Source organism: Chelativorans salis, from assembly GCF_025336525.1.
Classification (GTDB): domain Bacteria; phylum Pseudomonadota; class Alphaproteobacteria; order Rhizobiales; family Rhizobiaceae; genus Chelativorans; species Chelativorans salis.
In genome coordinates, this window is sequence record NZ_JAOCZP010000015.1 from 40,660 (window position 1) to 61,061 (window position 20,402).

Below are 20,402 nucleotides of genomic sequence, written 5' to 3' on the forward strand. Positions count from 1 at the left end.
GGCAAGCAACAATGGAAAGCGCGTGAACCGAGCGATTTGATCGCGATCATCCGCCGTGTTTTCCGCGAGAATGGCCGAGAGTATGTCCCGACCTATGGCATGGCCATAGCGTGCATGTTGGTGATCTCCGCCACCACTACTTTTAGCGCCTACCTGTTGAAACCCATTGTCGATGACGGGTTTGTTGAGGGGGAGTGGTCGACGCTCTACTGGTACTGCGCGATCCTTGTCGCCGTCTACATCATCCGCGGTTTTGCGATGTACGGGCAAACGGTGTTGCTCGCCAAGATCGGCAATAATGTTGTCGCCCGCTATCAGCGCCGCCTTTTCGATCATCTGATGCGACTCGACATCGGCTATTTCACCGCGAGCCGGTCGGGCCAGCTTACAGCGCAGATAGCTCAGAACGTCACAGGCATTCGCAATCTGCTCAACACGACGGTTGCTGCCACCGCCCGCCAGATTCCCACGCTCGTAGGCCTGGGCGGGATGATGGTGTTCATGGACCCGGTGCTGTCGCTTGCCGTTTTCATCATCGGCCCGCCGATGATCTACGCGATCAATTATCTGACCAGACGTGTGCGCGGACTTGCGCGCGAGGCAGTGGAGATCAATTCGCGGTACCTCGGCGCTATGCAGGAATCCATTCAGGGAATAGCCATCGTCAAAGCCTTCACGATGGAGGATGCGCTATCCGGCAAAATGTCGGGGCTCATCGGCCGTGCCGAGAACCGCTCTAACAAGATAGCCCGCGTGTCGGAGCGGATGACGCCGATAACCGAGATTCTCGTCGGCGTTTCCGTCGCGGCCGTTCTCGTCTATGCAGGCTGGCGCGCGTCAACTCAGGGAGTTCCGCCCGGTTCCGTCATCGCCTTCATCGGGGCGATGCTCTTCGCTTATGAGCCGGTGCGCAAGCTTGCGCGCGTGCCGGTGGATTTGGAGCGGGCGCTCGTCAATGCCCGCATGATATATGACATCCTCGATGCCGAGCCGCAGCAGGGCGACGCGCCGGTCGCGGAAGCGCTTCAGGTCAAGGAGGGCAACGTCCTCTTTGACCGGGTGAGCTTCGCCTACGCCGAGCACATGCCCGTGCTCCACGGTGTGACCTTAGAGGCGAAGGCCGGCAGGACGACCGCCATCGTCGGCCCCTCCGGTGCCGGCAAGTCGACGCTCTTCGCGCTCCTGCAGCGCTTCCACGACCTCGACGACGGAAAGATCACTATCGACGTGCAGGACATTTCGCTGGTCACGAAGCACTCGCTGCGCTCCGCCATCGCCTACGTCTCGCAGCACCCCTATCTCTTCGAGGGGACGATCCGCGACAACATCCGCTACGGCCGGCCCGACGCCACCGACGCCGAGATCGACGAAGCGGCAAGGCTCGCCAACGCGGAAGAATTCATCCTGCGGCAACCCCAGGGCTACGAGACCTTGGTGGGGGAAAGCGGCGCCACCCTTTCGGGCGGCCAGCGGCAGCGCCTGTCGATCGCCCGCGCCATCGTCCGCAACGCGCCTATCCTGCTCCTCGACGAGGCCACCTCGGCGCTCGACAACGAATCGGAGGCCAAGGTGCAGCAGGCGCTCGACCGGGTGATGAAGACGCGCACCACGCTGGTGATCGCGCACCGGCTCTCCACGGTCATCAACGCCGACCAGATCATTGTTCTGGAAGAGGGGCGGCTGGTGGAGCAGGGTACGCACCGCACCCTGGTCCGAAAGCCGCACGGCATCTATGCCCGCTTCTACCGCATGCAGACCGAAAAGACCGATGACCTTCTCGAAGCGGCGCCGGTTGACAGCGGTGGGGCGAAAAGGGCACCTCGAACGAAGGAGACGGAGGAGCGACGCTGATGGGTGACATGGGTCTGGTGGTGGTGGGTGCCGGTGGCCGCATGGGCCAAACGCTAATCCGCGCCGTGCACACGATGGAGGGCGCCCGCCTCGTGGGTGCTGTCGAGCGCCCCGGCTCTCCGCATCTCGGCAAGGACGCCGGCGAGCTTGCCGGCATCGGCATCGTCAATGTCGAGATCGGCGACGATCCGCTGGCCGCCTTCGCCAAGGCCGACGGCGTGCTCGACTTCACGACGCCGCGGGCGACGGTGGAGTTTGCCGGCTATGCGGCGCAGGCGCGCATCGTCCACGTCGTCGGCACCACCGGGCTTTCGGACGAGGACGAAGCGGCGGTCGCAGCGGCAGCCCGCCACGCCACCATCGTCAAGTCCGGCAATATGAGCCTCGGCGTCAACCTGCTCTCGGTGCTGGTGCGTCAGGCGGCAAAGGCCTTGGACGCCGCCGATTTCGATATTGAGATTCTGGAGATGCACCACCGCCACAAGGTGGACGCGCCATCGGGCACGGCACTACTTCTGGGAGCGGCGGCAGCCGAAGGCCGGGACGAAAACCTCGCCGAGAAGAGCATCCGCGTGCGCGACGGCCACACCGGCGCGCGCGAGGCCGGCACGATCGGCTTCGCAACGCTGCGCGGCGGCTCTGTGGTGGGCGAGCACTCCGTCATCCTCGCCGGCACTGGGGAGCGCATCGTGCTCTCCCATCACGCCGAGGATCGCACTATCTTCGCACGTGGCGCCGTGAAAGCGGCCCTGTGGGCGCGCGAGAAGAAGCCGGGGCTTTACTCCATGCTCGATGTCCTGGGTCTCGCCTGATCCACGCCTTTATCCTTCCACGCACTGCAAGGGAGCTACAATGTCCGGAATCCTCGTCCTCGTCCGACACGGCCAGAGCGAATGGAACCTGAAAAACCTGTTCACCGGCTGGCGCGATCCCGGCCTTTCGGAGAAAGGCCACGAGGAAGCGAAGGATGCCGGCCGCAGGATCAAGGCGCACGGGCTCAAGCCCGATATCGCCTTCACCTCGGTGCTGTCGCGGGCACAGGTGACGAACGACCACATCCTCGCCGAGCTCGGCCAGGAGGGGCTTGAGACCATCTGCGACCAGGCGCTGAACGAGCGCGACTACGGCGACCTCTCCGGCCTCAACAAGGACGACGCGCGCAATAGATGGGGCGAGGAGCAGGTGCATATCTGGCGCCGCTCCTACGACGTGCAGCCGCCCGGCGGCGAAAGCCTGAGGGACACCGGCGCCCGTGTGTGGCCTTACTATCTGCACGACATTCAGCCTCATGTTCTGCGCGGCGAAACAGTCCTGGTGAGCGCCCACGGCAACTCACTGCGCGCGCTCGTCATGGCACTCGACGGGCTGACCGGCGAGGAGGTCGTCAAGATGGAGATCGCCACCGGCGTTCCCATCGTCTACCGCCTCAACGCCGATTCCACCGTCGCCTCAAAGGAAATTCTGGAAGATTGAGCACAGGCGGCCGACAGTCGGAGAAAATCACAGAATCCGCGTTGACACACAAAGCGCCGCCGCTTACATCGGCAGCGCACCTAGCCCAGGTGGCGGAATTGGTAGACGCGCACGGTTCAGGTCCGTGTGCCGCGAGGCGTGGAGGTTCGAGTCCTCTCCTGGGCACCACGCTTCGCCCTTCGGGCTACGCGTGGCGCAGCCATGCGTCGGCCGTTAGAGCGAAGCAGTGTCCGGCGTAGCTGGAGCAAAGCGGAAGCGAAGACGGACCGAACACGCACATGTGGTGCGTCTACATAGTCCGCAGCGTAACCTCGCCAGAACAAGAATATACCGGCGCAACTGCTAATCTGAAGCAGCGTTTATGGTATTGCGCTTTCTCTGACAAAGTTGTGGCGCTTGAACTTGGAAAAGATCTCAAGTCGCATTCAGGTCGGGCATTTGCCAACAAAAGGCTGATAAAGGAATAAACCTGATCACCACCATCTCGAGCCTGCCAATATAACTTTCCTCTCCTTCTCACTGCCGCATTATACACCTCCCGAGTCACGGCGAGACAAAACGTGACCGGCGCACGCGCGCCGAATGCTTCCCCAGTCGCTTCCTTGCCCGATTCCGTCCCTAGTCCGGTCCGGTAGCAGCACAGCATTGGGGACATCAATGAGAAGCTTTCCCGGCCGAGACGGCGCGCTTGCGCTTGCCGCCGCGGCACCTTTCGCCTTGCTCCCGGCCGCGGCTCATGCGCAATGCGGCAGTGCGTCCTGGTACGCGCTGACGTCGAAGACCGCTTCCGGCGAGCGCATGAATCCGGCAGCTATGACCGCCGCCCACCGCAAGTTGCCTTTCGGCACGAAGGTCAAGGTGGTGAATCAGAACAACGGCAAGGCCGTCACTGTACGCATCAACGACCGCGGGCCGTTCGTGGGTGGGCGCATCCTGGATCTGTCGAAGGCCGCCGCCGGCAAACTCGGCTTCATCAGCGCCGGGCACACGCAGGTCTGCCTGGAGGCGGCGAAGTAAGGTTTACAAAAGCACCGGCGGGTCGAGCCGGCCGTTGACCGCCAGGTCGAGCACGAAGGTCTTGCCGGCTTGCGGATCGGCCTTGCGCGCTGCCTCGTCCATGTCCTCGAAAGCCGAGGTGACGGCGAGGCGGTCGGCATTGCGGCCGATGAAGACCGGGCATGTGACCTGCCGCGCCGGCAGCTGGATCGAGCGGATAAGCTCGCCGCGTGCCGTCCAGGCGTCGAGCCGCCCGGCGCCCCAGCGCGCGTTCCACAACGTGCCGTCGGCATCCATCACCGAGCCGTCGATGCCGCCCGGCATCTCGTTGCCTTCCACCGTCAGCACCGGGTCGTCCACGGGTAGGCCGGTCTCTGGGTCGCAGGCGACGCGGTAGAGCCGGTTCTCGCGGGTATCGGCGAAATAGCCGATGGCGCCGTCGGGGGAGAAGCAGATCGAATTGGGGATCGTGATATGCGAGAAAAGCCGCCGCACCTCGCCCTTGAAGAACCAGTATATAGCGCCGGTCTGTTCCTGCCCGCTCTTGCCCATGGTGCCGAACCACAGCGCGCCGGCAGGGTGCGGACGGGCATCGTTGGAGCGCGTGTCCGGACGGTCCGCCTCCACCTCGGCCAGCATCTCCAGCGCCCCGGATGCCCTGTCGCGAAGCTGCAGGCCAGTCTCCGTCACCAGAAGCTGGCGCGCCTCGTCGACGCGTGCCAGCGCGCTCGCCATCACCGGCAGGTCGTGCACCTGTTCTTTCCCGCCCGAGAGCGGCAGTTCGAGAAGCTTGCGTTCGAGGATGTCGAACCAGAAGAGCGTGTCGGTATGGGCGTCATAGGCCGGCCCCTCCCCGAGTCGGCAGGCAGTGTCCGAAAGAACCGAAACCGCGGCGTCGCTCATAGCACTCCTCCATCGACGATAAGGGTCTGCGCGGTGACGGCGCGCGAAAGTCCTGAAGAGAGGAAGAGGCATGGTCCCACCATGTCCTCCGGCTGCAGGGTATCCTTCAGGCATTGCCGCGCGATGTGGCGCTGAAGTCCTTCCTCCGTCACCCACAACTCCTTTTGCCGCCCCGTGATAACCCAGCCAGGCGCAATCGCATTGACGCGGATGCCATGCGGGCCGAGCGCGCCGGCAAGTCCCTTGGTGAGGCCGACGATGCCGCCCTTGGCGGCCGAATAAGCCGGCATCTCACCCTGGTTGATCATATAGGAGATAGAGGTGAAGTTGACGATGGCGCCGCCGCCGGCCGCCTTCATGCCCGGCACCACCGCCTGCACGGCGAAGAATTGCGGGCGCAGGTTGATCGCCTGGTTGTTGTCCCAGTAATCGGGCGTGACCTCTTCCACCTCGTGACGGTCGTCCCAGGCAGCATTGTTGACGAGGACCGTGACCGGCCCATGCGCGTCGGCCGCCTCGGCGACCGCCTTGCGCAGCGCTTCGATGTCGCGCAGGTCGGCGTGGAGGAAAAGCGGTCTGCGTCCCAGGTCCTTGTCCAGCCGGTCGCAAAGCGCGCGGCTGTCCTTCTCGGCGATATCGATGAACGCCACCCGCGCACCCTGGCGCAGGAAGCCTTCCGTGAGTGCGGCGCCGATGCCCGAGCCGCCGCCGGTGATCAGCACCGAGGCGTTTTCGAGATCGGGAAATCGTTCTGTCGGCATCATGGATGAAGCGGCCCCTTTGGTTAGCGCCAGCTTAGCCGCACAGTACGCCCCGGCCAACTCCAACGGCCATTCTTATACCGAATGGCCTCCGCCTCAGGACGCGGAATCCTGCGGACCAGTGCCGGCCTCGCTGGCTTCCTTCGCGTCTGCGGTCGTCTCGCTGCCCTTGGGTCCCCCTTTGGCGACGCCGACCATGGCCGGCCTCAGCACGCGCTCGCCGATGACGTAGCCCGTCTGCACCACCTGGACGACCGTATTGGCCGGCACCTCCGGATTCTGCACCTCGAACATAGCCTGGTGGAAATGCGGATCGAACTTCTCGCCGTTGGGCTCGATGCGCTTGACCCCGTGGCGCTCCAGCGCCGAGAGCATGGCGCGCTCGGTCATCTCGACGCCTTCGACCAGCGCCTTGAGGCCGGGCTCGGCCTTTTCGCGCGCCTCCGCCGGCACGGCTTCCAGCGCTCGCTGGAGATTGTCCGACACGGTGAGCATGTCGCGCGCGAAATTGGCGATGCCGAAGCTGCGTGCCTCGGCCACGTCGCGCTGGGTGCGCTTGCGCAGATTGTCCATCTCGGCGGCCAGCCGCAGCGCGCGTTCCTTCAATTCCTCGTTCTCCTCGGCCAGGCGCACCAGCACATCCGCTTCGGACACTCCCGCATCGTTGTTCTCGCCTTCGGCTGGCTCTTCACGGGCTGTTTCGGCCTCGCTTGCCTGGTCCCTGGGCTTGGCGTTTTCCGGTGCGTTGTTGTCGTCTTTTGGATGCATATTCATTGCCTGTCCGTCTCTTTCTCGGAAATCGGGCCGGATATCGAGCTTTGGAGCCGCAAAATCAAGGGGGAACGGTTTCCGTTCAGCCAGGAAGGCCGGTGCCGCCGACAGGAAGCGTCCGGACATGCGAATCGAAACCGGCGATCAGCGGGCGTGCCTTGCCGATCGCCTCCTGCACTTCAGGCAGCAAGAGCGACGCCTGGTGGCTTTCTTCGCCGTCCCAGACTTCCGTGATCCAGATCGCATCCTCGTCGGTCTCGTCCCGGGCGATCACATAGCTGAGACAACCGGGTATTTCGGCACTCGAGGCCAGAAGGATGTCGATAAGCGCGTCCCGCTTTCCGGGCTGCGAGCGCATTTTGCCGATCAGACCGAACATCATCCCTCCCGTACTATCTCTACCGCAGCATCCGCCCGACGAGCTGCGCCGTATAGTCCACCATCGGCACGATGCGGGCATAGTTGAGTCGTGTCGGGCCGATGATGCCGAGCGCGCCGATTATGCGCGACTCCTGGTCATGGTAAGGCGCCACCACCAGCGAAGAGCCGGAGAGCGAGAAAAGCTTGTTCTCGGAGCCGATGAAAATACGCACGCCCGGGCCTTCCTCGGCGAGCTCCAGAAGCTGAATCAGCCCTTCCTTGGTCTCCAGGTCCTGGAAGAGGTGGCGCAGAAGCTCGATGTCGGCCTGGGCCGTCACGTTTTCCAGAAGGTTCGCGCGGCCGCGCACGATGAGCCTGGCCGGCACGTCGCTGTCCTGCCCGGCCCACACGGCCAGCCCCTGCTCGACCAGCGACTGGGACAGCGTATCGAGCGCGGCGCGTGTCTCCTCCTTCAGCCGCTCCATCTCGGCCCGCGCCTCGGCCAGCGTCCGGCCACGGATGTGGGCGTTCAGGAAGTTGGAGGCCTCGGTGAGTTGCGAGGCGGTCACGCCCGGCGGCAGGTCGATGACGCGGTTTTCCACGTCGCCGTTCTGCGAGACGAGCACGGCAAGCGCCTTGCGCGGTTCGAGCTGGATGAACTCGATATGCTTCAGCGGCGTCTCGGCCTTGGCCGCCAGCACCAGCCCGGCGCCGCGCGACAGGCCGGAGAGCATCTGGCTCGCCTCGGTCAGCATATGCTCCAGCGACTGGCTCTTGCCCGCTGTCCTTACCTGCGCCTCGATGACCTTTCGCTCATCTTCCGAAAGGTCGCCGATCTCCATGAAAGCGTCGACGAAGAAACGCAGGCCTTGCTGGGTGGGCAGCCGCCCGGCGGAGACGTGCGGGGCGTAGATGAGGCCGAGATGCTCCAGGTCGCTCATCACGTTGCGCACGGTGGCCGGGGAGAGCTGACTGGGCAAAAGGCGCGAAAGATTGCGCGAGCCCAGGGGCTCGCCCTCGCGCAGATAGGATTCGACGATAAGGCGGAAGATGTCGCGCGAGCGCGCATCGAGCGTTTGCAGTGTTTGGTCCACGACAGGCTTGGTCATGCGTCGTCTGCCTCCTTGCCGGAATATAAGGGGACGGGAGGGGAACACAATGCTTCTTGAAGGAGCCTCGACACGGTTTTCCTTTGCGTCCGCCGGCCTCAAAAGCTACAAGCCGCGCACGATCTGAACCCAGAAAACAGCCAGAGACGGGACACCATGCGACCATCGAAACGGCAACCGGAAGAAATGCGCGCCGTCAGCTTCGAGCGCGGCATCTCCAAGCACGCCGAAGGCTCCTGCCTCGTCAAGTTCGGCGATACGCAGGTTCTGTGCACGGCGAGTCTGGAGGAGAAGGTGCCGTCCTGGCTGCGCAACTCCGGCAAGGGCTGGGTGACCGCCGAATACGGTATGCTGCCGCGTTCCACGGGCGACCGCATGCGCCGCGAGGCGTCCTCGGGCAAGCAAGGCGGGCGCACGCTGGAGATCCAGCGCCTCATCGGCCGCAGCCTGCGCTCGGTGGTCGACCTGAAGGCGCTGGGCGAGATGCAGATTACCGTGGACTGCGACGTGCTGCAGGCCGACGGCGGCACGCGCACGGCGGCGATCACCGGCGGCTTCGTGGCGCTGCATGACTGCCTTTCCTGGATGCAGGCGCGGCACATGATTTCCGTCGAGCGGGTGCTGAAGGACCACGTGGCCGCCATCTCCTGCGGCATCTACGAGGACACGCCGGTGCTCGATCTAGACTATGCCGAGGATTCGGCGGCCGCGACGGACGCCAATTTCGTCATGACGGGCAAGTGCGGCATCGTCGAGGTTCAGGGCACGGCGGAAGGCGAACCTTTTTCCGAAGAGCAATTCCAGGCGCTGCTGGCGCTCGCCAAGACGGGCATAGCGCGGCTGGTGGAGTTGCAGAAGATGGCAGTTTCCTGAGGGCATTTGCCATGCAACCAGCGGCCATACTCGAAGCAGCACTCTATGTGAGCGACCTCAAGGAGGCCGAGCGCTTCTATGGAGAGGTGCTGGGCCTGGGGCGCATCGCCAAGGCCGAAGGGCGGCACGTCTTTTTCCGTTGCGGCAACGCCGTGGTGCTTCTGTTCAATCCCGACGCCACCGAGGTGCCACCGGCGCCCGATGCGCGGCTGCCGGTGCCGCCGCACGGCGCCCGCGGCGAGGGGCACCTCTGCTTCGCCGCCAGCGCCGAGGAGATCGAGGCGTGGAAAACACATCTCGATGCCGCGGGCATCGCCATCGAGGCGGATTTCGAGTGGCCGAACGGGGGGCGGTCGATCTATTTTCGTGACCCGTTCGGTAATTCGCTGGAGTTCGCCGAACCGCGCATTTGGGGGTTTTCTTGAGGAACATCGAAGACAGGCAATTCGTCCTCGCCAGCCATAACAAGGGAAAATTGAACGAGTTCGCAGGCCTTCTGGAGCCGTTTGGATATCGTGTGCGCTCGGCCGCCGAGCTCGGCCTGCCGGAGCCGGAGGAGACGGGAACGGCCTTCGAGGAGAACGCCTATATCAAGGCCTATGCGGCGGCCAGGGCGACCGGCCTGCCCGCCCTTTCCGACGATTCGGGCATGTGCGCCGACGCGCTCGACGGGGTTCCCGGCGTCTACACCGCCGACTGGGCGACCCTGCCGGATGGTGGCCGCGACTTTCGCATCGCCATGGACAAGGTCGAGAAGCTCCTGCGTGAGAAGGGCGCCGTCACGCCGGATCAGCGGCGCGCGCGCTTCGTCGCCGTGCTGTGCCTGTGTTTTCCCGATGGCGAGGCGGAATATTATCGCGGCGAGGTGGAAGGCCATCTGGTGTGGCCGCCGCGCGGAGAGCTCGGCTTCGGCTACGATCCCGTCTTCCAGCCGGACGGTTTTGAGACCACCTTCGGCGAGATGACGGCGGAGGAGAAGCACGGCTGGAAGCCCGGCGACGCGCATGCGCTATCGCACCGGGCGCGTGCCTTTCAGAAGTTCGCGCAAGCGCGTCTGGGTGTCTCATGAACGAAGGTCCAGGCTTTGGGGTCTATGTGCATTGGCCCTTCTGCGCGGCCAAATGCCCCTATTGCGACTTCAACAGCCATGTGCGCCATCAGCCGGTGGACCAGGCGCGCTTCGCCGACGCCTTCGCGCGCGAGCTAGCGACGATGCGCCAGCGCACCGGCCAGCGTGCGGTCTCCAGTATTTTCCTGGGCGGCGGTACCCCGTCGCTGATGGAGCCCAAGACTGTCGGCACCATTCTCGACAGGATCGCCGCCGAATGGACCGTCGCGCCCGATGTCGAGATCACACTTGAAGCCAACCCCTCTTCCGTGGAGGCGGAGCGCTTCCGCGGCTACCGCGAGGCGGGCGTCAACCGCGTTTCGCTCGGCGTGCAGGCGCTGAACGACAGGGACTTGCGCTTTCTCGGGCGGCTGCACACAGCCGACGATGCCCTTCATGCAATCCGGCTCGCCCGCGAGACCTTCCCGCGCCTTTCCTTCGACCTGATCTACGCCCGGCCGGGGCAGACGGTGGAGGCCTGGACGGCGGAGCTGGAAGAGGCAATCGGCCACGCCGCAGACCACCTGTCACTCTACCAGTTGACCATCGAGGAAGGCACGCCCTTCTTCTCCCTGCACAAGGCAGGCAAGCTTCCCGTCCCTGACGCGGACAGAGCGGCCGACCTTTACGAGGCGACACAGGAGGTGACGGCGGCGCGGGGCTTGCCGGCCTACGAGATATCCAATCACGCAAAGCCGGGTGCGGAAAGCCGGCACAACCTCATCTACTGGCGTTACGGCGAGTATGTCGGCGTGGGGCCGGGCGCCCATGGACGCTTCATTGAGGGGAGACGGCGTGTCGTCACCTTCACGGAGAGGGTGCCGGAGGCCTGGCTAAAACTTGCAGAGGCGAAGGGGACGGGCGTCTGCGGCGGTGAGACGCTGACGCGCGAGGAAGAAGCAGACGAGTTCCTCCTGATGGGGTTGCGGCTCGCAGAAGGCATCGATCTCCAGCGCTATGAAGAGCTTTCGGGCCGTGCATTGGCGCCGGAGAGGGTGACGATCCTGCGCGAGGAAGGCTTGGTGACGCCGCTCGGCAATTCCCGCCTGCGCGCCACGCCGGCCGGCATGGTGGTGCTCGACGCACTGGTGGCCGATCTGGCCCGGTAGCTACAGTAGATTTTCCCGCCCTTAAGCCGCGTTCGAAGCCGGCGCCTCTGCGAGGAACGTGTGAATAGCCGCGGCGTCCTTGGTGCCACGGATTTTTGCGGTCGTCTCCACGTCGCGCAGGACGCGTGCAATCCGCGACAGCGCCTTCAGGTGGTCGGCGCCGGCCCCTTCCGGCGCCAGAAGCAGGAACACCAGATCGACCGGCAGGTCGTCCAGCGCGTCGAAATCCACCGGGCTCTCCAGCCTGGCGAACACGCCGGTGATTTCCTTGATGCCCGGCAGCTTGCCGTGCGGGATGGCGATGCCGTTGCCCACGCCGGTGGAGCCTAGCCGCTCGCGCTGCAAAATGGTGTCGAAGATCTCGCGCTCCGCAAGACCGGTCACCGCGGCCGCCTTTTCGGCGAGGAGCTGCAAGACCTGCTTCTTGGAATTCGCCTTCAAGGCCGGCATAACCGCCGAAACCTCGATCAGATCGCTGAGATCCATTTTTTGCATCCTCTGCTTCGCTCACGCGCCTTCGGCCGATGGCCGTCGGAATGGCTAAGCGCTCGAGACCGCCGAAGGGTCGATCCAGCCGATATTGCCGTCCGCCCGGCGATAGACGATATTCACTTCGTTGCTTCCCGCATTGCGGAAAACGAAGACGGGGCTGTCCTTCATATCGAGCTCGACAACGGCCGAAGCGACGGTCATGGATTTAAGTGGCAGCCGCGATTCGGCCACCACTGTGGGCGCATAGTCCTCGGGCAGTTCGTCCTCGTCCTCGCCGACCGCCGCTACCACGCGGTAGGCCATGTCGGCTGCGCCGTTGCCGCTCTGGGCTGTGCTGTGGGATTTTAACTTGCGCTTATAGCGGCGCAGCCTCTTTTCGATGCGCTCGGCCGCGCCGTCAAACGCAAGTTGCGGATCCTTCGCCTCGCCCGTGGCCTGCAGCACAGTGCCGGTGTCGAGATGGATGGTGCAGTCGGCCGAGAAGCCAGCACCCGATTTCTCGATGGTCACGCGGCCCGAGAAACCGCCGTCGAAATATTTATCCACCGCCTCGCCAATCCGCTCGTCGATACGGCTGTGAAAGGCGTCGCCGATGTCCATGTTTTTGCCGGAAATACGGAGGCTCATGTGAGAAGGGACCTTCCCCTGGTCAGAATTCCAACGATCGAGAGTTTATACCTGTGGCCTGCGCATACAAGGTTTCGCGACGGTAAAGTGTAACCCACGCGACCGCGCCCCGTCGTTTTTCAGCCGCCAGAGGGGAGGAACTCGCTTCCATCGCCCCGCTATCTCATGCGGGCGGGCTTCTAGTGACTTCGCCGGACCTTGTCAATTGATGGGGATGCCTGGGCATCTCAGGCGCTCAGCGGCCAGGACAACCTGCCGTCGGCTTCCGCAATCTCTGCGACAACCCGCGCGACACTCGGTCGCTGGCCAACACGCCGATACCAGTCCGCAAGCGCGGGAAAACCATCGAGACGCGGCCCGTTGGTCCGGACCGCATAATGCACGGTCGTGAAGATGCCGATATCCGCCGCGGTAAAGGCGCCGCAGAAATAGTTTCGGCCCCCAAGCTGCTCCGCCAGCCGCCTATAGTGACCGAGAATGCCCTTCTCGCCCCGCTGCCCCTCCTCCTGTCGCGCCTTCTGGTGTTCCGCGTCGGCCAACGGGGGTTCCGTCCGGTAAAGCAGCCGCCGCACGTCGGCAAACAGGATTTCGTCGGCATCCAGTTCGATCAGCCGGCAGCGCGCCTTTTCCTTCGGCTCTGCGGGATAAAGCGGCGGCTCGGGGTACGCATCCTCGAGATATTCGAGAATGACGGTCGAATCGAAGATTGTCAGATCCCCGTCGACGAGCACCGGCACCTGCCCCTTGGGGTTCGCGGCGAGGACCTCCGGACGCTTCGGCCGATAGCCCTCCGTCTGCGTAAACGCCACCTCCACACGCTCGAACTCGACACCCTTCTCATAAAGCGCAATTTCGACCTTGCGCGAAAAGAGGCTGAGAGGCCCCGAATAAAGCCGCATGCGTTTCTCCCGGAATGGTTCTAGGAGAGAACATTATGGGAACATCTGATGCGAGGCAACGCGTTTTTGTAGATAAAGCTGCCGCCCCACTTCGGATGCTACCGCCGGTCCCTTTGATGCCGGCAGCGCACCATTTGCCTACATTCGATGCGCATCTCCATTGCGGCGGTGGCTGCATCGGGTTGCTACCGCTTTCGGGGAACTGCGCATCTCATCTTGAGCTAGGCGTTGGCGACGAAGGGATGCGTGTACTTCCGCTGAGGTTTTCGTGAAATAGAGCCATGAAACGCTGGCGTTGGGCTTGTGGCGCGGCATCGGGATCGCCATAGCCCCGCACCTCCGGTTTCACCGCGTTTTGTCGCGACGAGAACAATGCGCCGGAGGGAGTCCCAATGCCGCTGCCTATGCTCCGATGGTCCGCCGCGGAGAGCCGACAGACGGCCGAGCTTGGCGAGGCCATCAAATCAGCCTTGCTCAAGCAGCCGCAGTCGCCGGTTGCGACGATGATCGAAGGCAATATCGTACCGCGCGGCCAAGTCGAGCCAGCACTGCCTGCCGCCGTCATCGAAACGATGAAATTGTTCAAGCTGATCGAGCACGAGGGAGACCAGTTAGCGCCACGATTCCAGGGGAGGATGATCGGCCCGCATCTGGTCTTCTCGGACCTGCGCCAGTCCATGCGCGTTGTCCGCGCCTCGCAAGACCAAAACACCTATGTCGACCCGATGTGGGAGGGACCGGTCATGTCCAACCTCCTCATCCGCGGCGAGGCCGGCGACGGTCTCGACATGGGTTGCGGGTGCGGCATCATAGCGCTCGCCATGTCCTCCTACTGCCGGCGCGTAACAGCCCTCGATATCAATCCCCGTGCTCTTATGCTTGCGCGTTTCAACGTCGCTCTGAACGGCGTCGAGAATGTCGAGGTTCTCGAATCGGATCTGTTCTCGGCCGTGCCGAACGCCGTCTTTGATCGAGTCGTTTTCAATGCGCCGGTCGGCATGGAGTTGCTCCCGCGGAACGCCCTCGAATCCGGCGAACAGATCCTGTTGCGGTTCTTTCACGAGCTCAGCGCCCATCTGAGTCCCGACGGCGTCGTACAGATGAACCTTTGCGTGAAGGACTGGAGCAGGGCGAGTTTCTTCACGAACTTGCGGCTTTGGTTGGGAGAGAATGCCGACGAATATCAAGGTCTGTTTCTTGAGCTTTGGCGCGTGGAACGTGGCCTGAAGTTCCAGGTCCGGCGGCTCCTTTCGCCCTTTGTCTTCAACGGAAATCGCGGAAAGTTGCTCGCAATAAAACGAGGCCAACTTTTTCTGCAACGCAACAACCGGCCGGGCTTCCGGGACTTTGCAACGCGATACAATGAATGGGCTCCTGTGATGGGGCCGGAATTCGGCGAATACTTCATACGATGGGCCATGGATTCGGAAGCGCTAACAGCAGGCCCATCCGTCGCCTTGCCAGCGACCGCCATTGAACGGGTCGACGAGGAAAGGTGGCCGCAGGCAGGCGGTCTCTTCAAAGCCTTCCTTGAAGAAGCACGTGGAGGCGAGCCATTTGCGCCGACCTTCCGACGACCAAGCCAAAACCAGTCTACACAGGCGGATTTCATGCCGTAGCGAGCAAAAGCAATACAGTGGTTAGTCCTGCGGCTGTCCGCTTGCGAGCTGCCCAATCGACCCGCAAGGGCCGGTTTGGCTCATCACGCCCCGATCCCCGCCAGCGCCTTCTTCTCCCGCCGCCGCTGCACCGATGAAGGAATATTCATCCCCTCCCGATACTTCGCCACCGTCCTGCGGGCCACGTCGATGCCGTCCTCGTGCAGAATGTCCATGATGGCATCGTCGGAAAGCACGTTCCCGGCGTCCTCCGCCTCTATCAGCCGGCGGATGCGCTCGCGCACCGCTTCGGCCGAGTGCGCCTCGCCCCCATCGGCGGCAGCAAGCGCGGCGGTAAAGAAATAGCGCAGTTCGAACAGGCCGCGCGGCGTCATCATGTATTTGTTGGCGGCCACGCGGCTCACCGTCGATTCGTGCATGCCGATGGCCTCGGCCACCGTACGCAGTTTCAGGGGCCGCAGATGCCGCACCCCGTGCAACAGGAAGGCATCCTGTTGGCGCACGATCTCGCTTGCCACCTTCAGGATGGTCTTAGCTCGCTGGTCGAGACTTCGCGCCAGCCAGTTGGCGCTTTGCAGGCAATCGGTGAGGAAGGCCTTGTCCTCCTTCCCGGCGCGCGCCGAGACAGTGGCGAAATAGGTCTGGTCGACCAGCACCCGCGGCAGCGCATCCTGGTTCAGCTCCACCGCCCAGCCGCCGTCGGCCGCCGGTCGCACGGTCACGTCCGGCACCACCGGGTCCGCCGGCTCTGTCGTGAATGCGGTACCTGGCTTCGGGTCGAGCGCACGGATTTCTCCGAGCATCTCGATGAGGTCCTCCTCATCCACGCCGCACAGCTGCTTCAGCGCATGGAAGTCGCGCTTGGCAAGCAGATCCAGATTGGCGACCAGGACTTCCATCGCCGGATCCAGCCGATTGCGCGCCTTGAGCTGCAGCGCCAGGCACTCGGCAAGGCTGCGGGCGAAAAGACCCGCGGGATCGAAGGTCTGGCAGGTCAGCAGAACACGCTCCAGAAGCTCAAGGTCCGCACCGGTGCGGGTGGCAATCTCGCCCATGTCCGCCGTCAGGTAGCCCGCCTCGTCCAACCCCTCGGCCAGTTCCAGCGCGAGGAGCAGCTCCGCCGGCGCTTCAAAGGAAAAGGCGATTTGCTCGCGCACGTGCTCGCGCAACGTCACCGGTGCGGCCGCCACCGCCTCCAGGTTCCAGTCACCACCGCTGGCGAGCCCGTTGCCGCTGGCAGAGCGCCACTGGGCTGAAAGGTCTGGGCCGATTGTTTCGCGCGTGCCGGGATCGTCGGGAAACACGTTCTCCAGCGAGCTGTCCAGCCGCTCGGCCATGGCTTCGGCCGTGTTCGGCGCGGCCGCGTCCTCCCGCGCCGGCGTCTCCGACCCCTCTCCATCCTCGCGCGCGAGCAGAGGATTGCGCTCGATCTCACCGGCGATGAATTGCTCCAGCTCGACATGCGTCAACTGCAGCAGCCGGATCGACTGCAGCAGTTGCGGTGTCATCACCAGCGACTGGCTCTGCCGTAGATTCAAACTGGGCGAAAGGGCCATTTTACTCTACCTGCCCGGTCTTCCGACAATCGCGGGCCCTTCCCGCAGCTGAATGCGATAAAACTGGCCCGGGATTTGCTTGTCAAGAAAAGACGGTGGCGCGCGATGCGGTAAATGCGCCCGCGGCGCCCCATTTAGCAGGATTCAAAAGGTAAAGCTCTCACCGAGATAGAGCCGCCGCACATCGGCATTGCCGACAATATCCTGCGGCCGCCCGTGGGTGAGCACCTGGCCGGCGTGGATGATATAGGCGCGGTCGATGAGCCCCAGAGTCTCGCGCACGTTATGGTCGGTGATAAGCACGCCGATGCCGCGTCCCGTCAGGTGCCGCACCAACTCCTGGATGTCGGTCACGGCGATGGGGTCGATGCCGGCGAAGGGTTCGTCAAGCAGCATGAAGTTCGGCTTGCTGGCCAGCGCCCGGGCGATTTCCAGCCGCCGCCGCTCGCCGCCCGAAAGGGAGACGGAGGGCGCCTTGCGCAGGTGGCTGATGCGGAACTCCTCGAGAAGCGCGTCCAGCGTCCTCTCGCGTTCCTTGCGGCTTTTCTCCACCACTTCCAGGATGGCACGGATGTTCTTCTCCACCGTCAGTCCGCGGAAGATCGAAGCCTCCTGCGGCAGATAGCCGATGCCCAGCCTTGCCCGCCGGTACATGGGCATGGAGGTCACGTCGTAACCGTCGATGTGGATGGTGCCCTGGTCGACCGGCACCAGCCCCGTCACCATGTAGAAGCAGGTGGTCTTGCCGGCACCGTTCGGCCCCAGAAGGCCTACGGCCTCGCCTGCGCGCACGCCCAGCGATACGCCGCTGACCACCTGCCGGTTCTTATAGGCCTTGGTCAGGCCGCGCGCGATCAGTGTGCCTTTGTAGCGCTCCAGGCCGCTATCCTGCTGCGGTTCAAGGGAAAGCTTGGCGCTTTGGCGCTTGGAAAGTGAGGAGGCAGCCACGAAATACCTATTGCCGGTTCTGCGAGTCGGGAGTGAGCAGCATCCGCACGCGTCCGGTCGAGCCTTCTTCCTTGCAGCTTTCCAACGTCGCCTGCCCCGTTGCCATCTGCACCGTCAGCTTGCAGCCGACGATGACGTTCTCTCCCTCCGACAGCACCACCTCCTTGCCCGAAAGCACCAGCACCTCGGTCTTCATGTCGAAGGTGCCGCGTTCGCCCGTCGCCACCTGGTTCTCGGATTTGACGTAGACCCCGCCTTCCACCTCCAACCGATCGATCTGCGCGCTGCCGGTGGTCGCCGAGCCGCCCTGGCGGTCGTAATAGACCGTCATCCGAGCCGACTTGAGGAGCGTGGGCCCCTGCACGACTGAGACGTTGCCGATAAAGACTCCCTTGCTCTCGCTCTCGTCCACTTCGAAGCGGTCGCTTTCGATCTGGATCGGCTCGTCGCCGGAGAGCTTCAGCCCGGTAAGCTGGCCCTGCCTGTTGTCCTGCGCCAGGGCCGTGTTCGCCGCCGCGAGCGCCAGGCTCCCGGCCACAAGCAAATTGGAAATCCTATTCATTGCCGCTGCCCTCTCCGTCCCGTTCCTGTGCCGGCCGCATCGTCTCCGGATCAATCTCCACGCGCACGCGATTCTCGAATACCAGCTTCTTGCCGCCGTTCGAAGCGTGCAGCGAATCGGCGTTGATGCGCATCCCGTCCATCTCGATCTCCACCGGCTTGTCCGTGGTGAGATCGTTGGAGGCGATATCTATTTCTGCCGACTGCAGCCGTGCAACGAACCCGGAGGTCGTCCTGAACGTAATCTCTGTATCGAGCGTCAGGCGGTCGTTCGCGCGGTCGAACGTGCCACGCGCCGCGCTGATCGTCGCCTCGTCGTCGGCGTCGATCGGCAGCGTGGCCTTGATCTCTTCCATCTTGATAGGAGCGTCAGAGGTTCCGATCGCCTGCAGCGCCTTCGCAGCCGTCACCGTGTAGGGGCGGCGGTCGCTGGTAAAGCCGTCGAGCGTCGGGTTTTCGATCACGAGATTGCCGTCTTCGATCGCCGTGGAGCCGAGGCCGATCGTGCTTCCGCCGACCGAGGGGAAGAAAGAATAGCCCAGGAACAGCACCGACACCAACACCGCAACGACCGGAAGTGCGAACTTCAGCACCCGCACACGGCGCGAGTGGCGCGCGGCACTGGCGAAGACGTCCGCCCCGCGCTCCGCGCGCGCCACGACATCCGAATCCCGCGTATGCAGGCCGGCGCGCGCGCTGTCCGTATTGGCCCCCGCCTTGCGGGCGTTGTCCATCTGATCGCTCCTGACGGGAGAAAGGGGAGGCACCCTCATCTCGGCCGCGCGCTGCGTGACCGGCCGTGCCACGGCACCGTCCTTCGTCACGCGCTGCAGTCTCCACATAGGGTCCCTTGCCCGCTCGCCCACTACGGCGTTACACCGCAATATGGCTATTCTTGGGTTAACGTCAGGTACTTAACCCGCTGCTATGCAAGCTTAACCTTGATCGCGGGACGGTGAAACTATGTAGCTCATAAGCGCGGCTTCGTCTAAAAGGCAAGCCCAGAGACCCTCTCACCCATCCAGCGAGGCCCCTATGTCCACCCGAGCCGACGATCTGATCGACCGCCGCCGCCTCCGGCGCAAGCTCACCTTCTGGCGCGTGATCGCCTTTCTGATCATCGCCCTGGCGCTTGCCGCCTCCGTACAATGGATGTTCGGCGAGCATATCGGCACGGCGACCGCCCACATCGCTCAGGTGCGCATCGAGGGCACCATCACCGAGGACGACGAGCTTCTCGATCGGCTCGACCGCATCCGCGAGTCCACAACCGCGAAGGGGGTCATCCTCACCATCGATTCGCCCGGCGGCACGACCGCCGGCGGCGAGGCTATCTTCGAAGAGATTCGCCGCCTGGCCGAGGAGAAGCCGGTGGTCGCGCAGGTGGGCACCCTGGCCGCTTCCGCAGGATACATGATCGCCAGCGCGGCGGATCATATCGTCGTACGCCAGTCCTCCATCGTCGGCTCCATCGGCGTCATCGTGCAGATCCCCAATGTTACCGGGCTGATGGACAATGTCGGCGTCACGGTGGAAGAGGTGAAGTCGTCGCCGCTCAAGGCCGAGCCCTCGCCCTTCAACCAGACGACGGAGGAGGAGCGCGCGATGCTGCGTGCCATGGTGCTCGACAGCTACGACTGGTTCATCGGGCTCGTCACGGATCGTCGGCCGCTCTCGCGCAGCGAGGTGAAAGCGCTTGCCGACGGCTCGGTGTTCACTGGGCGCCAGGCACTCGAGCGCAAGCTGGTCGATGCGCTCGGCGGCGTGCGCGAGGCCAGGGAATGGCTTGTCGAAAGGGGTGTCGACGAGAATCTGAGCATCGTTGAGTGGAAGGCGGACTCTTCCGGCGGATCGCTGTTCCTGCCCGAGGTTACCGCCGCGTGGCTGGCCCGGGTGCTCGGCCTTCCGCACGAGCGTGGCATCTTGTCCTTCCTGGGTGCTGAACGCATCTTTCTTGACGGTCTGCTGTCGGTCTGGCAACCTGAAATGACCCACTTGCCGGATTGATATTACAGCAAAAATTGCAACAATCCCCAGGCAATCAAAGCGGCGGAAACGAAATCATGATCAAGTCTGAGCTCGTGCAGACCATCGCCAACCGCAACCCGCATCTGTTTCTGCGCGACGTGGAAAACATCGTGAATGCGATCTTTGAGGAGATCACCGACGCCCTAGCGGAGGGCAACCGTGTCGAACTGCGCGGTTTTGGCGCCTTCTCGGTGAAAAACCGCCCTGCGCGCACGGGCCGCAACCCGCGCACCGGCGAATCGGTCTATGTCGAGGAGAAGTGGGTTCCCTTCTTCAAGACGGGCAAGGAACTGCGCGAGCGGCTGAACGCGGAAGAGTAGCTCCTTTCCCTGGTGCCCATTTCCATGAAAAGGCGGGA

Annotated in this window: 24 protein-coding genes and 1 tRNA gene; 13 read left to right on the top strand and 12 right to left on the bottom strand. The window is 63.8% G+C overall.

The annotated features are described in order from the left end of the window. The first annotated feature begins 99 nt into the window (after window positions 1-99). From N5A92_RS26440 to N5A92_RS26460, 6 genes are all read left to right on the top strand, one after another. Window positions 100-1,851, top strand: coding sequence for an ABC transporter ATP-binding protein (locus tag N5A92_RS26440; RefSeq protein ID WP_260907641.1), 1,752 nt, complete (start codon window positions 100-102; stop codon window positions 1,849-1,851). Further along, a complete protein-coding gene (dapB, locus tag N5A92_RS26445) occupies window positions 1,851-2,663 on the top strand; it encodes a 4-hydroxy-tetrahydrodipicolinate reductase (protein ID WP_260907553.1) in 813 nt (270 codons plus the stop codon). Before N5A92_RS26440 ends, dapB begins: the two co-directional genes overlap by 1 nt. A 40-nt stretch (window positions 2,664-2,703) precedes the next feature. Continuing rightward, window positions 2,704-3,324 carry a 2,3-bisphosphoglycerate-dependent phosphoglycerate mutase gene (locus N5A92_RS26450; protein ID WP_260907555.1) on the top strand — a complete coding sequence of 207 codons (621 nt, stop codon included), beginning with the start codon at window positions 2,704-2,706 and terminating at the stop codon, window positions 3,322-3,324. Between the two features lie 83 nt (window positions 3,325-3,407). After that, window positions 3,408-3,492, top strand: a tRNA-Leu gene (locus N5A92_RS26455). Window positions 3,493-3,602: 110 nt separating this feature from the next. Then, window positions 3,603-3,791, top strand: a complete 189-nt coding sequence (locus tag N5A92_RS27365; protein WP_341850075.1) for a GIY-YIG nuclease family protein — start codon at window positions 3,603-3,605, stop codon at window positions 3,789-3,791. 190 nt (window positions 3,792-3,981) lie between these two features. Further along, window positions 3,982-4,341 (top strand): septal ring lytic transglycosylase RlpA family protein, encoded by a 360-nt coding sequence (locus N5A92_RS26460; RefSeq protein ID WP_260907557.1) that lies wholly within the window; start codon window positions 3,982-3,984, stop codon window positions 4,339-4,341. A 3-nt stretch (window positions 4,342-4,344) separates the two neighbouring features. Here N5A92_RS26460 and N5A92_RS26465 read toward each other — a convergent pair whose 3' ends face one another. From N5A92_RS26465 to hrcA, 5 genes are all read right to left on the bottom strand, one after another. Further along, on the bottom strand, window positions 4,345-5,223 hold the full coding sequence (locus N5A92_RS26465; protein WP_260907558.1) for an SMP-30/gluconolactonase/LRE family protein: 879 nt from the start codon (window positions 5,221-5,223) through the stop codon (window positions 4,345-4,347). After that, window positions 5,220-5,987, bottom strand: a complete 768-nt coding sequence (locus N5A92_RS26470; RefSeq protein WP_260907560.1) for an SDR family NAD(P)-dependent oxidoreductase — start codon at window positions 5,985-5,987, stop codon at window positions 5,220-5,222. Before N5A92_RS26470 ends, N5A92_RS26465 begins: the two co-directional genes overlap by 4 nt. 93 nt (window positions 5,988-6,080) lie before the next feature. Beyond that, on the bottom strand, window positions 6,081-6,752 hold the full coding sequence (gene grpE / locus N5A92_RS26475; RefSeq protein WP_260907561.1) for a nucleotide exchange factor GrpE: 672 nt from the start codon (window positions 6,750-6,752) through the stop codon (window positions 6,081-6,083). Window positions 6,753-6,837: 85 nt separating this feature from the next. After that, window positions 6,838-7,134: a putative quinol monooxygenase gene (locus tag N5A92_RS26480; RefSeq protein ID WP_260907563.1), complete on the bottom strand. Its 297-nt coding sequence runs from the start codon at window positions 7,132-7,134 to the stop codon at window positions 6,838-6,840. Window positions 7,135-7,153: 19 nt separating this feature from the next. Beyond that, entirely contained in the window at window positions 7,154-8,224 is a 1,071-nt protein-coding gene (hrcA, locus tag N5A92_RS26485; RefSeq protein ID WP_260907565.1) for a heat-inducible transcriptional repressor HrcA, read from the bottom strand. A 156-nt stretch (window positions 8,225-8,380) separates the two neighbouring features. On the opposite strand from hrcA, the gene rph reads away from it, so the two are divergent. The 4 genes from rph to hemW are packed head-to-tail and all read left to right on the top strand — an operon-like array spanning window position 8,381 to window position 11,314. Then, window positions 8,381-9,097 (top strand): ribonuclease PH, encoded by a 717-nt coding sequence (gene rph, locus N5A92_RS26490; RefSeq protein ID WP_260907566.1) that lies wholly within the window; start codon window positions 8,381-8,383, stop codon window positions 9,095-9,097. Between the two features lie 11 nt (window positions 9,098-9,108). After that, complete coding sequence (locus N5A92_RS26495) at window positions 9,109-9,522, top strand: VOC family protein (protein WP_260907567.1); 414 nt, start codon at window positions 9,109-9,111, stop codon at window positions 9,520-9,522. After that, window positions 9,519-10,166 (top strand): RdgB/HAM1 family non-canonical purine NTP pyrophosphatase, encoded by a 648-nt coding sequence (gene rdgB, locus N5A92_RS26500; RefSeq protein WP_260907569.1) that lies wholly within the window; start codon window positions 9,519-9,521, stop codon window positions 10,164-10,166. Before N5A92_RS26495 ends, rdgB begins: the two co-directional genes overlap by 4 nt. Continuing rightward, the gene (hemW, locus tag N5A92_RS26505) at window positions 10,163-11,314 is read left to right on the top strand and encodes a radical SAM family heme chaperone HemW (RefSeq protein ID WP_260907571.1); all 1,152 of its coding nucleotides are present in this window, start codon (window positions 10,163-10,165) and stop codon (window positions 11,312-11,314) included. The genes rdgB and hemW overlap by 4 nt, the downstream gene beginning before the upstream one ends. 21 nt (window positions 11,315-11,335) lie before the next feature. Here the strand turns inward: hemW and ptsN are convergent, their stop codons facing one another. The 3 genes from ptsN to N5A92_RS26520 all read right to left on the bottom strand — a co-directional run bounded on the left by ptsN (window position 11,336) and on the right by N5A92_RS26520 (window position 13,332). Next, window positions 11,336-11,800 carry a PTS IIA-like nitrogen regulatory protein PtsN gene (gene ptsN, locus N5A92_RS26510; RefSeq protein WP_260907573.1) on the bottom strand — a complete coding sequence of 155 codons (465 nt, stop codon included), beginning with the start codon at window positions 11,798-11,800 and terminating at the stop codon, window positions 11,336-11,338. Between the two features lie 54 nt (window positions 11,801-11,854). Then, on the bottom strand, window positions 11,855-12,433 hold the full coding sequence (hpf, locus tag N5A92_RS26515) for a ribosome hibernation-promoting factor, HPF/YfiA family (protein WP_260907575.1): 579 nt from the start codon (window positions 12,431-12,433) through the stop codon (window positions 11,855-11,857). Window positions 12,434-12,660: 227 nt separating this feature from the next. Then, entirely contained in the window at window positions 12,661-13,332 is a 672-nt protein-coding gene (locus tag N5A92_RS26520; protein ID WP_260907577.1) for a glutathione S-transferase family protein, read from the bottom strand. A gap of 392 nt (window positions 13,333-13,724) precedes the next feature. On the opposite strand from N5A92_RS26520, the gene N5A92_RS26525 reads away from it, so the two are divergent. Then, window positions 13,725-14,951 carry a methyltransferase gene (locus tag N5A92_RS26525; RefSeq protein WP_260907579.1) on the top strand — a complete coding sequence of 409 codons (1,227 nt, stop codon included), beginning with the start codon at window positions 13,725-13,727 and terminating at the stop codon, window positions 14,949-14,951. Window positions 14,952-15,034: 83 nt separating this feature from the next. Here N5A92_RS26525 and rpoN read toward each other — a convergent pair whose 3' ends face one another. The 4 genes from rpoN to lptC all read right to left on the bottom strand — a co-directional run bounded on the left by rpoN (window position 15,035) and on the right by lptC (window position 18,840). After that, complete coding sequence (gene rpoN, locus N5A92_RS26530; protein WP_260907581.1) at window positions 15,035-16,507, bottom strand: RNA polymerase factor sigma-54; 1,473 nt, start codon at window positions 16,505-16,507, stop codon at window positions 15,035-15,037. Window positions 16,508-16,651: 144 nt separating this feature from the next. Then, complete coding sequence (lptB, locus tag N5A92_RS26535; RefSeq protein ID WP_260907642.1) at window positions 16,652-17,386, bottom strand: LPS export ABC transporter ATP-binding protein; 735 nt, start codon at window positions 17,384-17,386, stop codon at window positions 16,652-16,654. A 76-nt stretch (window positions 17,387-17,462) separates the two neighbouring features. Continuing rightward, entirely contained in the window at window positions 17,463-18,017 is a 555-nt protein-coding gene (locus tag N5A92_RS26540) for an LptA/OstA family protein (RefSeq protein ID WP_260907583.1), read from the bottom strand. Further along, window positions 18,010-18,840, bottom strand: a complete 831-nt coding sequence (lptC, locus tag N5A92_RS26545; RefSeq protein ID WP_260907586.1) for an LPS export ABC transporter periplasmic protein LptC — start codon at window positions 18,838-18,840, stop codon at window positions 18,010-18,012. The genes N5A92_RS26540 and lptC overlap by 8 nt, the downstream gene beginning before the upstream one ends. Window positions 18,841-19,051: 211 nt before the next feature. On the opposite strand from lptC, the gene sppA reads away from it, so the two are divergent. Both sppA and N5A92_RS26555 read left to right on the top strand, forming a co-directional pair. Next, complete coding sequence (sppA, locus tag N5A92_RS26550; RefSeq protein ID WP_260907588.1) at window positions 19,052-20,023, top strand: signal peptide peptidase SppA; 972 nt, start codon at window positions 19,052-19,054, stop codon at window positions 20,021-20,023. 56 nt (window positions 20,024-20,079) lie between these two features. Continuing rightward, complete coding sequence (locus N5A92_RS26555; protein ID WP_260907590.1) at window positions 20,080-20,364, top strand: integration host factor subunit beta; 285 nt, start codon at window positions 20,080-20,082, stop codon at window positions 20,362-20,364. Window positions 20,365-20,402 lie beyond the last annotated feature (38 nt).